At 33.3% G+C, this 14,962-nt stretch carries 9 protein-coding genes; 8 read left to right on the forward strand and 1 reads right to left on the reverse strand.

The features are described from left to right. Positions 1 to 752: 752 nt before the first annotated feature. From ACFWDE_RS26915 to ACFWDE_RS26950, 8 genes are all read left to right on the forward strand, one after another. Positions 753 to 2,993: a M60 family metallopeptidase gene (locus tag ACFWDE_RS26915; protein WP_377895929.1), complete on the forward strand. Its 2,241-nt coding sequence runs from the start codon at positions 753 to 755 to the stop codon at positions 2,991 to 2,993. Between the two features lie 140 nt (positions 2,994 to 3,133). Continuing rightward, positions 3,134 to 5,131, forward strand: a complete 1,998-nt coding sequence (locus ACFWDE_RS26920) for a DUF3472 domain-containing protein (protein ID WP_377895931.1) — start codon at positions 3,134 to 3,136, stop codon at positions 5,129 to 5,131. 262 nt (positions 5,132 to 5,393) lie between these two features. Continuing rightward, positions 5,394 to 7,640: a putative mucin/carbohydrate-binding domain-containing protein gene (locus ACFWDE_RS26925; RefSeq protein ID WP_377895933.1), complete on the forward strand. Its 2,247-nt coding sequence runs from the start codon at positions 5,394 to 5,396 to the stop codon at positions 7,638 to 7,640. A gap of 962 nt (positions 7,641 to 8,602) precedes the next feature. Then, complete coding sequence (locus ACFWDE_RS26930; RefSeq protein ID WP_002151145.1) at positions 8,603 to 8,764, forward strand: glycine zipper domain-containing protein; 162 nt, start codon at positions 8,603 to 8,605, stop codon at positions 8,762 to 8,764. Positions 8,765 to 9,195: 431 nt separating this feature from the next. Then, on the forward strand, positions 9,196 to 10,860 hold the full coding sequence (locus tag ACFWDE_RS26935) for a M4 family metallopeptidase (protein WP_377895934.1): 1,665 nt from the start codon (positions 9,196 to 9,198) through the stop codon (positions 10,858 to 10,860). Positions 10,861 to 11,399: 539 nt separating this feature from the next. Continuing rightward, positions 11,400 to 11,771 carry a GNAT family N-acetyltransferase gene (locus tag ACFWDE_RS26940; RefSeq protein ID WP_377895936.1) on the forward strand — a complete coding sequence of 124 codons (372 nt, stop codon included), beginning with the start codon at positions 11,400 to 11,402 and terminating at the stop codon, positions 11,769 to 11,771. A 44-nt stretch (positions 11,772 to 11,815) separates the two neighbouring features. After that, the gene (locus ACFWDE_RS26945) at positions 11,816 to 12,253 is read left to right on the forward strand and encodes a GNAT family N-acetyltransferase (protein WP_377895938.1); all 438 of its coding nucleotides are present in this window, start codon (positions 11,816 to 11,818) and stop codon (positions 12,251 to 12,253) included. A 463-nt stretch (positions 12,254 to 12,716) separates the two neighbouring features. Continuing rightward, on the forward strand, positions 12,717 to 13,169 hold the full coding sequence (locus tag ACFWDE_RS26950) for a CBO0543 family protein (RefSeq protein WP_377895940.1): 453 nt from the start codon (positions 12,717 to 12,719) through the stop codon (positions 13,167 to 13,169). Positions 13,170 to 13,355: 186 nt separating this feature from the next. On the opposite strand, the gene ACFWDE_RS26955 is transcribed toward ACFWDE_RS26950, so the two are convergent. Then, entirely contained in the window at positions 13,356 to 14,063 is a 708-nt protein-coding gene (locus ACFWDE_RS26955) for an IS6 family transposase (protein WP_377895941.1), read from the reverse strand. Between the last annotated feature and the right edge of the window lie 899 nt (positions 14,064 to 14,962).

Below are 14,962 nucleotides of genomic sequence, written 5' to 3' on the forward strand. Positions count from 1 at the left end.
TATTTATATAATGATTAATAGTTATTATGTTTAGCTCTATTAAATATAATGGGAAGAAAGGCACTTAAATTTACAGAGAACAAAATGATCAAACTTTTTTATAAAAATTGTATACTAATTCACAAGGGAAGCATCCATTTTGAACAAACTTATTTCAAAATGGATGCTTCTTATTTACCATATAATATGTGTTTGCGTAATATTTCTGATTAAACTTTATTCCAAACCAACAGTTAATTCAATATTAAATAAAGTGGCTTTATTTAATATTGAAATTAGAAAAAATAACGTTTTTTATCTTCTAATAACTTACAAACTTAAACTGAAATAGAAAAAGGAATGAAGTAATCTGATGGTAGTAATCACCTTAGTGATTTCAATGTATACATGACGAATCAGCTTGTATTTATTTCCTTGATAGGATTTTACATAATTTTAATTTTTTGTGAATTATTAATCTGTAAATAATTTGATTTAAAGTATTATTCACACGAAATGAATACCTTTATGTAATTTATTCGATTTATATGATAATTAAGAATACCAAATCAAAACATAAAAGCGCATTATTGATTGATATTTTATAAAGTTGTAATAATATGTGTCATAAAATAACATCTAAATATAAACATAATAAAGGAAGGGCTACGTAAAAAGTAATAAATACGAGTTCATGAACTGTTTTAACACGTAAGCACATGCTAAAGAAACGAAAACTATTAAATTTATCAAGGAAATGAGAGGGAGATAATATGGGGAATAATTCAAAAAATAAAACTAGAAAAATGCTTGCAGCTACTGCTACAGTAACTATGCTTGCGACTGGAATGATTTCTTCATCGGATGTCTTTGCGGAGGAAAGGCAGCAGCAAAAGAATTTATCGACATCACTGCAAGAAGAAAAGTCAGTTAAATTAGAAAATAGAACATATACAGTCCCAGGAAAAGGGGATGTTGAGGTACTAAAACAACAGGAAAGAAAAAGTATGGCATTTAGTCCATATGAACCAACTGGTTTATATGCAAAACCAAATGAACAAATAACGATTAATGTAGAAGGAAATCAAGATATTCAAGCATACATTGGAACGTATTCGTATGATGCTTCTTGGAGAGAAGATTCTAAAATAAAATCATTTACATTAAAACCGGGGATAAACACAATCCAATCTCCAAATGGAGGGATGATTTATTTTTATAATAAACAACAAGGTGGTACCATTCGAACAACAGTCACAACAGGTGGAACGACTACGCCTTTCTTTGAACTAGGAAAGCATACGAAACAAGATTTAATAAACATGCTGGACCAATATCCTAATGCACATGCAGTAGAGTTAAAAGGAGAACGTGTATTAATTACGGCCAGCCCGGCACGTGTTAAGAAATATTTGTTGGGTTCTAATACAGATCCTGTACAACTCTTAAAAAAGATGGATGAAGCTACTCGAATTCAAGACAAAGTAGCTGGATTATCCGAAGAACAAGTAGATAAACATTATGTTCATTACGTAGAGGAAAATCATTCTCCTGATTATTATATGTATGCGTATCCTTATCGAACCGCTTATGTAGGAGATGCAATCCAATACGTGTTAGATATTAATAAATTTGTAAAAGATGGCTGGGGTCCATGGCATGAGGCAGGGCATTTGAGACAACAATGGCCCTGGAATTTTTATAATATGACAGAAGTACAAAATAATATATACAGCCTTTCTGTAGAAAAAGCATTTAATCAACCATCCAATTTTGAGAAAAGTGGAATTTATCCAAAAGCGTTTCAATATCTAGAACAAACGAATAAAAATTATGACGAAATTAGTGATGTTTTTGTTAAGCTTGTTATGCTTTGGCAACTACAGTTAGCATATGGAGAGGATTTCTATCCTAATTTGCATCAATTGTATAGAGACATGCCTTCAAATGAACTTCCACAAACTGATGAAAATAAAAAACAATTATTTATGATTTCAGCATCAAAAGTAGCTAAACAAAATTTGATTCCTTTCTTTGAGAAGTGGGGATTACGTCCAAATAACGATACCATTCAAAAAGTGACTGCATTAGGATATCCAATTTTAACAGCAGAAATTTGGAAGGGTACGGATTCTAATCCAATTAAACCAGATATGCCTAATGGAAATAATATTTTAGAAGGAAAACAGTTTGCATGGTCACTAAAAGGAATTAGCGATTTCGAGTTTGCTAAAATCAATTTCAATAAGTCGACAGAAGAAATGCAAATCGACTTAAAAGCAGGCATACCGCATCATTATTTTAATGAAACATACGCGAGTATTAAAGTACAAAGTGCATCAGGGAAAGTAGTATACAATAAAGATATTTATGGAAACGAACAGCAAAATGCTGAATCGCAAAAGGTACCAGTCAAAGTAGGAGATTTTATCGAGTTAACACATTTAGAAGGTGTGCATAGAGCTACTTTTATGAATGTCGATAATAGTAAACAAGAGAGCTTTGGAAAAAAAGCCATATACGAAGTTACAAAGGATGGCCTGAAAAAAGTAAATCAAATTGTTAATCCGAAACCAGATACAGAGGCTCCGACACAGCCACAAGAATTATATGCAAGCAACCTAACTTCTAACAGTGTAGAGCTAAAATGGAACCCTTCTACAGATAATGTAGGTGTAAAAGAATATCAGGTACTACGCGATGGACAATTGATTCAAACGGTACAAGGAACGACGTTTACTGATCAAAACTTAACAGCTAACAAGGAATATAAATATGCAGTGAAGGCTGTAGATGCAGCTGGAAATACATCAATTCAAAGTAACATTCTTCCGGTAAAAACAAAAGATCAAAATGTATCTTATGAAAAATGGGATCCGAAGAAGGCATATACAAAGGGTGACAAAGTAGAACATCAAGGGAAAGTGTATGAAGCTGTTCAAAATCATCAAGGAAATGGTGACCAGAATTGGATATTTGCATTATCGTTATGGAAACCAATTACAATCAAGTAATATGTAAGAATCAGATGTGAAGATAGAACAACATAAATTGGGGCAGTATTTTAAAGAATTACTGGATGTTGCTTGAATTTTGATAGATTTCTCTACTAAGTTATTATTCAATAATAAAAATTAGAAAAGGAAGTAGATTAGTGATTATTCAGAAAACTAGGAGAAGTTTTAATAAAGTTATTATAATTACCGCAGCATGTAGCATGTTTTCTATGTTTGGAACGTCTATTTCGCACACTAAAGCCGAAACACATTCAGCTGCTCCAGCAGTTTATGTGAGTCCTCAAAATATACCTGCCTCAGATATTATTAGTATAGACTGGTCACCAGTTCAGACTGCACCTTATACGTATTGGGCTGTACACAACTGGAATGCAGGTGGTGAAGCTGGAGGATATGCTGGTTTTCAACAACAAAGTGGGTTTGATGAAAATGGAAAACGTACTTTACATTTTGCCATATGGGATCCAATTTCCTCTAAAGAAGCAATAAAGGCCGAATACTTATCTCCGAATTCACAAGCTGGACTCTTTGGAGGAGAAGGAACAGGACTGAAGGTTCAAACAACTTATGGTTGGAAAGACTACAATTGGTACAGAATGACAATGCGTTCATGGCAAGAAGATGGTCATACTAAATTTGGACAATGGATGAAAGATGTAACAAAGAATAAATGGCATCTAATTGCAATTATGGACTTTCCGGTAGCTAATGTGGCATTTAATCATGGATTAGGAATGTTTCAAGAAGACTGGGCGGATAGTGGACAGAATGTTCGGGAAGCTCGCTTAAAAAATGGTTATAGCCGAAAGTTAGTAGATAAACAATGGAGTTCTTGGAATAATCAAAATATTTCCGGAACGCATGATAATACTTATCAATATGATGGAGGAGCTACTTCAGAATATGTATGGGTCAAAGCAGGAGGTAATACGCAGTCTACCATTGGATCAGGAAAAATATTCACGCTAAATCAACCTACTCAACCTGAAATAGGAAAACTAGATTTTGATATCCAATCTATATATTATGAAAATGAAAAATTAAATGTATCTTGGAAACTAAAAGAAAATAGTACACCGCAATTTAAGGGGAAAATTGAAATTTATAACAATGAAAATATGACGGGCCAACCTATTAACGTAATTGATGATATTAAATCTTATCAAAATGGAATCAGTCAATCTATATCATTACCAACAAATGCTTATGCAAAGATTGTATTAACGGATTTATTTGATCAAACTGTTGAGAAAAAGGTACAAATCAAAAATCAATCTCCAAACATTTTTGAAGGTAACGAATTTGCATGGTCGCTGAAAGGGATTGGAGACTTTGAATTTGCGAAAGTAAATTTAAATAAATCAACAGAAGAAATGCAAATTGATCTAAGAGCAGGTGTACCACATAACTACTTTGATAGTACATATGCAAGTATTAAAGTGCAAAACACATCAGGTAAAGTGTTATATAACAAAGAGATTTATGGAAATAAGCAACAAAATGCTGAGCAAGCCAAAGTTCCGGTAAAAGTAGGCGATTTTATCGAATTCACACATTTAGAAGGAGAGAACCGAGCTACTATTACAAATAGGGAAAAGAACATGCAGGAAAGCTTTGGGAATAAAGCAGTCTATGAGATTACAAAAGAGGGATTGAAGAAAGTAGATAAAATTGTTAATCCGAAACCAGATACAGAAGCTCCCACGCAGCCACAAGGATTATATGCAAGCAATGTTACTTCTAACAGTGTAGAACTAAAATGGAATCATTCTACAGATAATGTAGGTGTAAAAGAATATCAGGTATTACGTGATGGACAACTAATTCAAACAATACAAGGTACGACGTTTATTGATCAAAATCTAACAGCTAATAAGGAATATAAATACGCAGTAAAGGCTGTAGATGCAGCTGGGAATACATCAAATCAAAGTAACATTCTTCTGATAAAAACAAAAGATCAAAATATATCTTATGAAAAATGGGATCCGAAGAAGGCATATACAAAGGGCGACAAAGTAGAACATCAAGGTAAAGTGTATGAAGCTGTTCAAAATCATCAAGGAAATGGTGATCCGAATTGGATATTTGCCTTATCGTTATGGAAACCACTTACTTTGAATTTTTTAAGTTGATGGGCGTGGGAATACCACGTTATAAAATGAAATTTGTTATGATTTCATCTGAGAATGAAATTCGATAAAGGTAAAATTAGTGAAAGTTATAGGGACTAAGGTGCATTCCACTATGTCAGCCAGTTGCGAAAGGTTTGGAAACTACCAAATTATATTCATTTTGGCTGTTTAATTCCTCATGCCTTTAAGTATGGAAATTATTTTATATAAACGAGAATCATGCAGCAGTCAAAGGTCAAAAACAAAAAAAGGGGGAATTATTTTGAAAAGGATTTCATCTTTATTATTAACTATGCCGATTATTTTAGGAAGTATTGCTACGATTCCGCATACAAAAGTTTCAGCTGAAACGATTTCATTCAATCAAGGAACATTCACTTTAGAAACATTGAACCAACAGACGGATCAAGCAATTGCAAATGGTAATTTTGAAGCTCATTTGAATAATCTAACAGCATATCTGAATGGAAATATTGGGGGTATGACTGAAGAAAATTTAAAAAAGAAGCTTGCAGACCCAGTATTTGCAGCAGCCTTGGCTCAGTGGCAATTCATATCACAAACAGGTGCTGCAACAATGGCTACATTTGCTAAAAAAAATGCTGACCATCAGAAATTTCTTGGCTGGGCTATGAAAAATACAGATGTGATGAATACCTATCTTGAAGGTGGTAGTCCAACTGGAAAAAATCCTGTAAATGCACTTGAGATATGGAATACAATCTGGAATGCGGATGCAAATTCTCACGAAGGATTGTATTTAAAATTAGCGATAGCTACATCGTTAGCTCATGCTGAACCTATAAAATATTGGACAAACAATAAACCTATTAATCCATTAACAAGGTACCAACATTATAAATTAGCAGATCAAAATAATGAGTTACTTCCTTGCTTTAGAACATATGATGTTTGGCATTTAAGATTAGTAGTGAATACTTGGTCACCAGAAGAAGATTTAACTTGGGCAAGAAATATGATTAATACGGAACATCCAGAACTTAAAAAACAAGATAAGGTAGGGGAAAGTGCATATTTGATTAATTATGTAACCCATAACAAAGATGGAGTTAGCATTCACGCTGGAAATGATGCATTCTACGGTTTAGGTTGGAATCTTTCTTCCATTTACAGATTTGGCGGGGTATGCGGTAATATTTCGAAGTTTGGTACGCAAGTAAGCCAAGCCTTTGGAGTGGCAGCTATGCCTGTTGGACAACCTGGACATTGTGCACTTATATGGAATAACAAACCATCTTCTTGGAATTTAGGAAATGATATATCCGGATGGGGTGAATCGAGCCGTCATGATGCAACTGTTATTCCTTGGTCAGATAATAGCCCGACAAATCAAGTACCGTATATGCTACTATTTGAAAATGCTGAACGTGATCCAGTAAAACTAGATCAATCAGAGCGATTACGCTGGTTAGCGAAAGCGATGACTTCAGCAGATAATAAAATTGCAATTTATAAAATATCCACCAATATTTTACCAATCAATTTTTTAGTATGGAAAGATTACGTTTCTCTTATGTTACAAAGTCCAAATGTAACAGATGCTGAGTGGAAAGCATTAAATAACAGTATCATTTCTGTTTTTGCGAATGAACCGCGACCGATGATGGATCTTCTTACTCAAATAAAAAGCCATGTACAAAATACAGATGATATCTTGGAAGGAAAACAGTTTTCATGGTCACTGAAAGGGATTGGAGATTTTGAATTCGCAAAAGTAAATTTAAATAAATTAACAGAAGAAATGCAAATTGATCTAAAAGCAGGTGTACCACACCCTTACTTTGATAGTACATACGCAAGTATTAAAGTGCAAAACACATCAGGTAAAGTGGTATATAACAAAGAAATTTATGGAAATAAGCAACAAAATGCTGAGCAAGCCAAAGTTCCGGTAAAAGTAGGCGATTTTATTGAATTCACACATTTAGAAGGTGCGAACAGAGCTATTATCAAAAATATGGAAAATAACATGCAGGAAAGCTTTGGGAATAAAGCAGTCTATGAGATTACAAAAGAGGGATTGAAAAAAGTAGATAAAATTGTTAATCCGAAACCAGATACAGAAGCTCCCACACAGCCACAAGGATTATATGCAAGCAACGTTACTTCTAACAGTGTAGAGCTAAAATGGAATCCTTCTACAGATAATGTGGGTGTAAAAGAATATCAGGTATTACGTGATGGACAATTGATTCAAACGCTACAAGGAACGACGTTTACTGATCAAAATCTTATAGCTAATAAGGAATATAAATATACAGTGAAGGCTGTAGATGCAGCTGGAAATACATCGATCCAAAGTAACATTCTTCTGATAAAAACAAAAGATCAAAATGTATCTTATGAAAAATGGGATCCAAGGAAGGCATATACAAAGGGCGACAAAGTAGAACATCAAGGGAAAGTGTATGAAGCTGTTCAAAATCATCAAGGTAATGGTGATCCGAATTGGATATTCGCTTTGGCATTATGGAAGCCACTTACATAGGGGCTGATATATATTGAAACTACGCCCAAATGTTTATGGTAATTATGGTCAGGGAGAAGTTTTGCTCTTTGTAAAGATGAAAGGTGAAAAGAATGATCTTCCATCACCGGGTGCAAATTTTAACGAATTCCCCGAAAGAATTCTCCTTCCTCAAGCGTGTGAAGGGCGTAGCCCAACGGTAGGTGGGAGATGAATTTCGGTTTGGCATAGCCAAAAACTTTTGATAAACTAGCTATATGAAGTTCTTTGATAACTTGATATATGAGGTTGCAGGAAGAAAATAGAGTGCGAAAACCAAGCCATTCGGTTCCTGCGTAAAATATCAACCGTACCAAAAGAGCGTCCAAGCGCTGGACATCTAGGGATGGAACACCCCGAAGTAACGCTCAGGGAGACGAAAGGTTACTTTCGTCGTGGAACTGAGAAGCTCCCACTTCAAGCTTTGCTAAGTGGTGAGTAGTTCACTACCAGATGATATCGAAGAAAAATAAAGAATATTCCTGTTGCAGAATCCTTAAGATATTAAGGATTCTCTTTTTTGTATCAAAAATCTACAAAGAAAAAAGATAAGATCGGGAACACAATCTTATCTTTAGCGCAAGGAGTAAACAAAAGTGATAACCATAATATTTTTATTGTAATTTAATTTTTGTTAATTTTGAATATTAATACCATAATTAACAAGTAAATTTATATTGAGAAATTTATTACAAAATTGGATATAAATTATTCAAGGAATGAAAGCATTAATCTCAATCCAAATCTCCTGATATCCTCAAAAATCGCGAAAAAGTATACATTCAAAACGCTGCAAATTAAGAGCTTATAATATAGATTAACAACCAACAGTAATGTATTATATAATTAAAATAATACGTTGTTGGTTATCTTTAAGACACTATAAATATGGCATTTATTTAAAAATTACAATTCATAATTCTAATGAAAGGAGGTATACCTTTTTGAATAAAAATATACAAAGTGATGCAAAAACGGTAATTGGAATATCTATAGGACTGTTTTTGGGGACAACTTTCGGGTTGCTTATTAATAACCTTGCTCTGGGGATGATGATTGGCATTACTATTGGATTTGGAGTTTCTAAAATAAAACAAAAAAAATAACTATATTTATACTATACAACAGCGGTAGAATAACCCCTTACTTTTGAAGTAGTAAGGGGTTATTCTTATAAATTTTAGCTTGATGGGCGTGTATGATGCCCCCTTTTATATACAGCTTCTTGTTTTAGTTTTGTAAGTGGATCCAAAAAGAAGTAATCGTTGCCGTACCCCTTTTTCGGAGGATGGACAACGATTCCCAATTAAAATTTATCCGATATGCGAAATTGCATATTCATTATGAAAACCTAGAAAACTCAACACTTTAAGGTCTTGTACAACCAGAATTATAAGTAAATAGGTATAAATAATATGAATTATTTCCCATTTATTACAATCTCCTACCTTTACAGAATCTATATATAAAAATATAATTTTCAAAAAATATAAATATTCTGTTTAAAACAGGGTGTAAAAACAAAGGAGAAGAAAATATGAAAACAAAGAAACAAAGTCTAGCAGTTTTATTGTCAGCTGGTGTTATTGCTACATCAATTAGTTTACCGACACATAGCTATGCCGCTACATCAAGTAATGTGCTGTCTACAGAGAAGTATAATGAGGTCATCAAGTCTCCAGAATTTATTTCTGGGCAGCTGACTACACCATCTTCAACAAAAACTGAGGATGTAGTATTTCGATATGTTGATGAAAATAAGGACAAATATAAACTAGGTACAAAAAGTGCTAAAGAATCATTCACTGTAAAGAAACAAGAAGATGACAAGTTGGGTGCAAAAGTTGTTCGATTACAACAAACATATAGCGGTGTTCCAGTATGGGGATCTACACAAGTTGCACATGTTGATAATAAGGGAGTATTAACCGTTTTTTCTGGAACCGTGATTCCTGATTTAGATAAAAAATTACAACAACCAAATCAAAAAGTCTCTGCCGATGAGGCAGTGTCTATTGCTGAAAAGGAACTAAGTTTTAAACCAAACTATGATGTAAAACCGACATCTGAACTTGTAGTATATGCAAAAAATGACACAGTATCCTATGCATATCATGTTCATTTAGGGTTTTTATCTCCACAACCAGGTAACCATGATTATTTTGTAGAAGCAGAGACTGGAAAAATCTTAGATCATATTGAAGTTTTACATACAGCAAGCACCAAAAAAAATATTATTGGGACAACAACAACGGGAACAGGAAAAGATTCATTTGGAAATACAAAAAAGTTGAATCTCTTACAATCTAATAATACTTTTTATTTAGTAGATCAGACACGCGGAAAGGGAATTTATACGTACGATGCACAAAGTCAAGGAAGTGAGGATGACACTTCGTTTCTCCCAGGTGTCCTTTTAAGTAATAGCACTAACAGTTTTACAAGCAAAAATGCACAGGCAGCTGTGGATGCTCATACTTATGCCGGAATTGTATATGATTATTATAAAAATGTTCAGGGAAGAGATTCCTATGACGGAAATGGGGCCAAAATTGTTTCATCTGTTCATTTTGGAAAACAGTATGAAAACGCATTTTGGGATCCAGACCTAAAACAAATGGTTTATGGAGATGGGGATGGATCAACACGTTCATTTACAGCCGCAATTGATGCTGTTGGTCATGAACTAACACATGCAGTAACAGAATCTTCATCCAACTTAATTTATCAGAATGAATCTGGTGCACTTAATGAATCAATGTCAGATATTTTCGGGACATTGATCGAATATTATAATAACTCAAATCCCGATTATCTAATTGGAGAAGATTTATTCTTCCAATCGGGACAAGCCCTTCGTTCTATGAGTGATCCAACACAATACGGTGATCCAGACCATTATTCTAAACGTTATACAGGAAAGGATCAAAGCACATTAGTACACACAAATAGTGGGATTATCAATAAAGCAGCGTATCTTGTTGCAGAGGGCGGTACTCATTATGGAGTAACTGTGAACGGTATTGGTAAAGATAAAATGGGTAAAATATTTTATCGCGCAAACACTCAATATCTCACAGAATCGGCAACATTCTCTCAGACAAGACAAGCCCTTGTGCAGTCAGCCGCAGATTTATATGGAACACAATCAGCTGAGGTTACCACTGTAAACAAAGCATTTGATGCTGTTGGTGTTAAATGATTTGGTTCTGGTGCAGCTCTTGCAAGTAATCTCCTAAACTTGAACATACTGATAGTATGACTCTAAAAAGGGGGTTCTAGTGTAAAAGTGTTAGTTAGAAACATAGGTAACAATGAACTATGACAACATAATGGTTATAGTAACACAATACAATTCTAGTTAATTTTTAAAAAATAAGAACACTTTTATTCATATATTTTTATAGAACTAAAGCATCTAATATACATTAGATGCTTTTTTGATTATGAATCCACTTTTTTTATTTTGTATTATTCATTGTTTGAATTGAATCTAATTTTAAATTAGAGGTGCTATAATCTACATAATGTTTAACTTTACCTTTTTTATGAAAAATCCCTCTTTTTTTAAAGTTAGGAAGGGTGCCAATAATGATTGGTTGTGTTAACTAGGAGTTACACAATAAAGGAGTTTCTTTCTCAGCATTGAATTAATACTTAACATTAATATATAAGAAGAAAAGGAGTAAGTATATAGAAATTAAGATTCATACTAACTTAGACAATATGGACTGGACTCAAATGAAAGAGGTTTATCATTCTGTAGGTTGGAGAAAACATGATGAAGATAAAATAAAACAGGTATTTACTGCTAGTAACATACTAGCAATTGCCTATAACCAAAATAAAATCATTGGTTTTGGAAGAGCTATGTCTGATGGCATATTTAATGCTGCTATATACGACGTTGTCATTCATAAGAATTATCACAGTAAAGGAATAGGCAAACAGATTATGAGCAGCTTACTCGATCAACTCAAAGATATTTCTTGTATTCATCTTGTTTCAACCACTGGTAATGAAGAATTTTATTGTAAATCAGGATTCAGGGATATGAAAACAGCTATGGCACAGTATTTAAATCCAGCTTTAGCAGAAGAATATTTAGATTAAATTACTTCCATATTCGGTAACTATGTAAACAAAGGGGGAAAAATATGCTTAAACAAGCTAGTAAAAATGATCTAGAAGAAATTTTAGCAAAATCAGATAATGCTCTATATGAAGGAACGGCTAAGACCTTTAAACCTACACAAAAACGAGTAAAAGAGATTGTACAAACAGCATTAGAACAAGGAGCATACTACCTAGTACTTAAAGAAGATGACGACTTAAAGGGATGGATTCTAATTGGAAGTGGTAAAGATTATTTTTCGCAAGAAAATGTAGGATTTATTTACGAATTATACGTTTTACCAGAGTATCGTGGTCAAAACCTTTCAAAGAAATTGATGAAGGCAGGAATAGACGAATTATCTTTAAAAGGACATAAAGAAATACGCTTAAATGTTCATGCAAAGAACTTTGCAAGGGAACTATATAAAGAATTTGGTTTTGTAGATCGGCAGATTTCAATGAGTTTAACCTGTACATAATGAACTACCGATAATTGATTTTATAATAACTAAAATTATATAGGGTAAGTCGTTGTAATTATTATGGTGTAATATGATTAATTCTGTTTATAAAAGGAGAAATGATTAATGGGAGTTTTCACAGCATTCTTAGCAACTAGCTCGATTTTATTACTAGCTTGGGTTGTAGGTGAAAAAGAAAAAGAAAATCAACAATAATATTATTTACTTATGGATAATTATAATTGTAAGAAAAGCTAGCATAAGGCTAGCTTTTTTGTACTTCTGATAAGTGGGGTTATTGAAAGTAAATTTGTATATGGGATGTATTTTTGAAAACAAAATAAGAGTTACGCAGTCTTATAATTTAATTATAACTCAGCTGATTGTAATCATCCTGTTGCGTTGGTTTGGAAAACTTTTTTAGTTTAAATTATAAGGAGTAAGGTGAAGATGGTTATAAGGAAAGGAAGGTAGAGTCAAAATGCTATTTAATATTCTAATTGCATTTGTGTTACCTTGGGCTGTTGGAATTCTTCACCTTTATAAAAAAGAGAGAAGAATTATACCTCTGATTGGCTCATTTTTTTGTGTCGTTGCTTTTGTCGTAAATGAAATCGGCCTTTATTGTGGTTTTTGGAGGATTGCTCCTTTCTTTGATCAAAAAACCTGGTCTGCCTTACCTTTCAATATAGGAATTTATCCGATTTTGGCAAGTTACTTGATATTCTTTATAAAGAAAACCAAAAGACCGTACTTGATGGTCTTTTTCATATCGCTATTTACTACTTCTCTTGAAATGACATTAGTTTTAAGCGGGAAGGTCGTATATGGTAACGGTTGGAATATTGTTTGGACATTTTTCTCCTATATCATCCCTTATATGTGGGTGTACTGGTATTACCTCTATTTAAGAAAGTTACAAGTCATTAGCTAAATCCTGAAGGCAACATAATAGAATTCGAATATTTTTGATTGCCGATAACGGAAATTATGTAAATACGAAACCCCTTTAGCCAAGTAAACTGAAGGGGTTTTTTCTAGATACATTGAATACCGAGGTTCTGGTGCAAAGATTGCATTTATTTGAAAGAGGTATATAGATTCCTAATGAAATCTATTCTTATGCAGCCATTCCGAATAGTTGATGAATAAACTTCATTTCATTTTGGACAGACTTGTCCCGTAAAATAAGTTGGCCTTTTTTAATGATATGCATGGCTTCTATTCCAGAAAGAATGGATGTAGATGTGGAGAAAGATTTAAGACCTAGCATAGAACGGATTCGCTTCTTTATAAAGCGATGATCTTGTTCTACAATGTTATTAAGGTATTTCACCTGCCTTATTTGGATGCCCACAGGCATCTTTTTCTCTTTCTTCAACTCTTCAATCGCTATAGGATAGGCCTGGTTTTTGTCCACTGTAATCACACGGGGCTTTGAAACATGAAAAGACTGCAAAGCTTTCTTGAAAAAAAGCTTTGCAGCCCTATGATCTCTTGTTTTGCTTGAATGAAAATCAATTGTATTTCCTTTTGAATCAACAGCATGATATAGGTACATCCATTGACCTTTGACTTTCACATACGTCTCATCGACTCGCCAAGAATCATTGGTTGACTTAAGATGACGTCGTACTCGCTTATCTAATTCGGGACCATATTGATGAACCCATCGCATGATAGTTGTATGAGCAAGGGATAGCCCGCGTTCTTCCATCATTTCGACTAAATCACGAAAACTGAGGTTGTACCGTAGGTACCATCTCACGGTTAATAAAATAATATCCGGTTGATAATGTTTCCACTTGAATAGATTTTGCTTTTCCATACCAATCACATCCTCTTTTAGAGTACTAGTATCAGTATGTCCAAGTTTAGGAGGTTACTTACAAGCGTTTTGGAGTGTTTGCACCAGAACCGGATTTTTTGTATTTATCTGGAAATGGATTGATAAATGGATAATACCCAATACTGCGTTTTATGCAGTTCTAGGAGGAAATCTATTATATTTAGTCCATCTTTGTTTCTTGTACCAAAAAAATGAAGAAAAGTTTAACAACATTTTTTCCAGTGAATTCATAAAACGATTACTTGGTTCAACTACGTTTTTTACTGAAGCTGCTACCTTCGCTACTTTATTAGGATTTTTAGAGCAACTACGAGCTGAACGTAAAAAGGAAATGAAAAAATTAATCAATTGTAAAACTTGAGGATGGATGCTTTTTTAAAGAGCATCCATTTTCTTGTATTTCTACAAATTTGTAAAAAGACTTGAAAGTAGGAACTAATTTTAAAATGTAAAATACTGAATTATCAACAGCGACAGTTCATTTAGTGCCCATATTCTTGTCTCAATATGTGGACAAGAATATGGGTACTCCTTTAAACGGAGACACCAAAGTGGATACTTTTTAAAAACACAAAAATAGGAAACTAAACTTGTTATAATCGATAAATTTAAATATATGATTTTAATGGATTTTAAACAAGAAATTATTAATAGCTTTTATCAAAGAAATCATAAAAACCTCTACCTATAGATAGAGGGCATTCAAAAAAATCATCCTTCAGATAGATGTTCTAAAATAGTAGGGATGATACAATCTTCCAGTAAGTAAGCAAATAAACAATGAATTTATACTTTATGGGGGTTTTAATTTGAATACTCAAGCTTGGATAATGATTGGTGCATTTTTAACAATTGTATTATTAACACAAATCGGAAGA

This window comes from Bacillus sp. NPDC060175 (genome assembly GCF_042728695.1).
In the GTDB taxonomy this organism is placed as follows: Bacteria; Bacillota; Bacilli; order Bacillales; family Bacillaceae_G; genus Bacillus_A.

Excerpts from the sequence above, each read along its gene's own strand:
- ACFWDE_RS26950 (WP_377895940.1), top strand. The coding sequence starts at position 12,717 with ATGCTATTTAATATTCTAATTGCATTTGTGTTACCTTGGGCTGTTGGA.
- ACFWDE_RS26940 (WP_377895936.1), top strand. The coding sequence starts at position 11,400 with ATGAAAGAGGTTTATCATTCTGTAGGTTGGAGAAAACATGATGAAGAT.
- ACFWDE_RS26915 (WP_377895929.1), top strand. The coding sequence starts at position 753 with ATGGGGAATAATTCAAAAAATAAAACTAGAAAAATGCTTGCAGCTACT.
- ACFWDE_RS26945 (WP_377895938.1), top strand. The coding sequence starts at position 11,816 with ATGCTTAAACAAGCTAGTAAAAATGATCTAGAAGAAATTTTAGCAAAA.
- ACFWDE_RS26935 (WP_377895934.1), top strand. The coding sequence starts at position 9,196 with ATGAAAACAAAGAAACAAAGTCTAGCAGTTTTATTGTCAGCTGGTGTT.
- ACFWDE_RS26955 (WP_377895941.1), bottom strand. The coding sequence starts at position 14,063 with ATGGAAAAGCAAAATCTATTCAAGTGGAAACATTATCAACCGGATATT.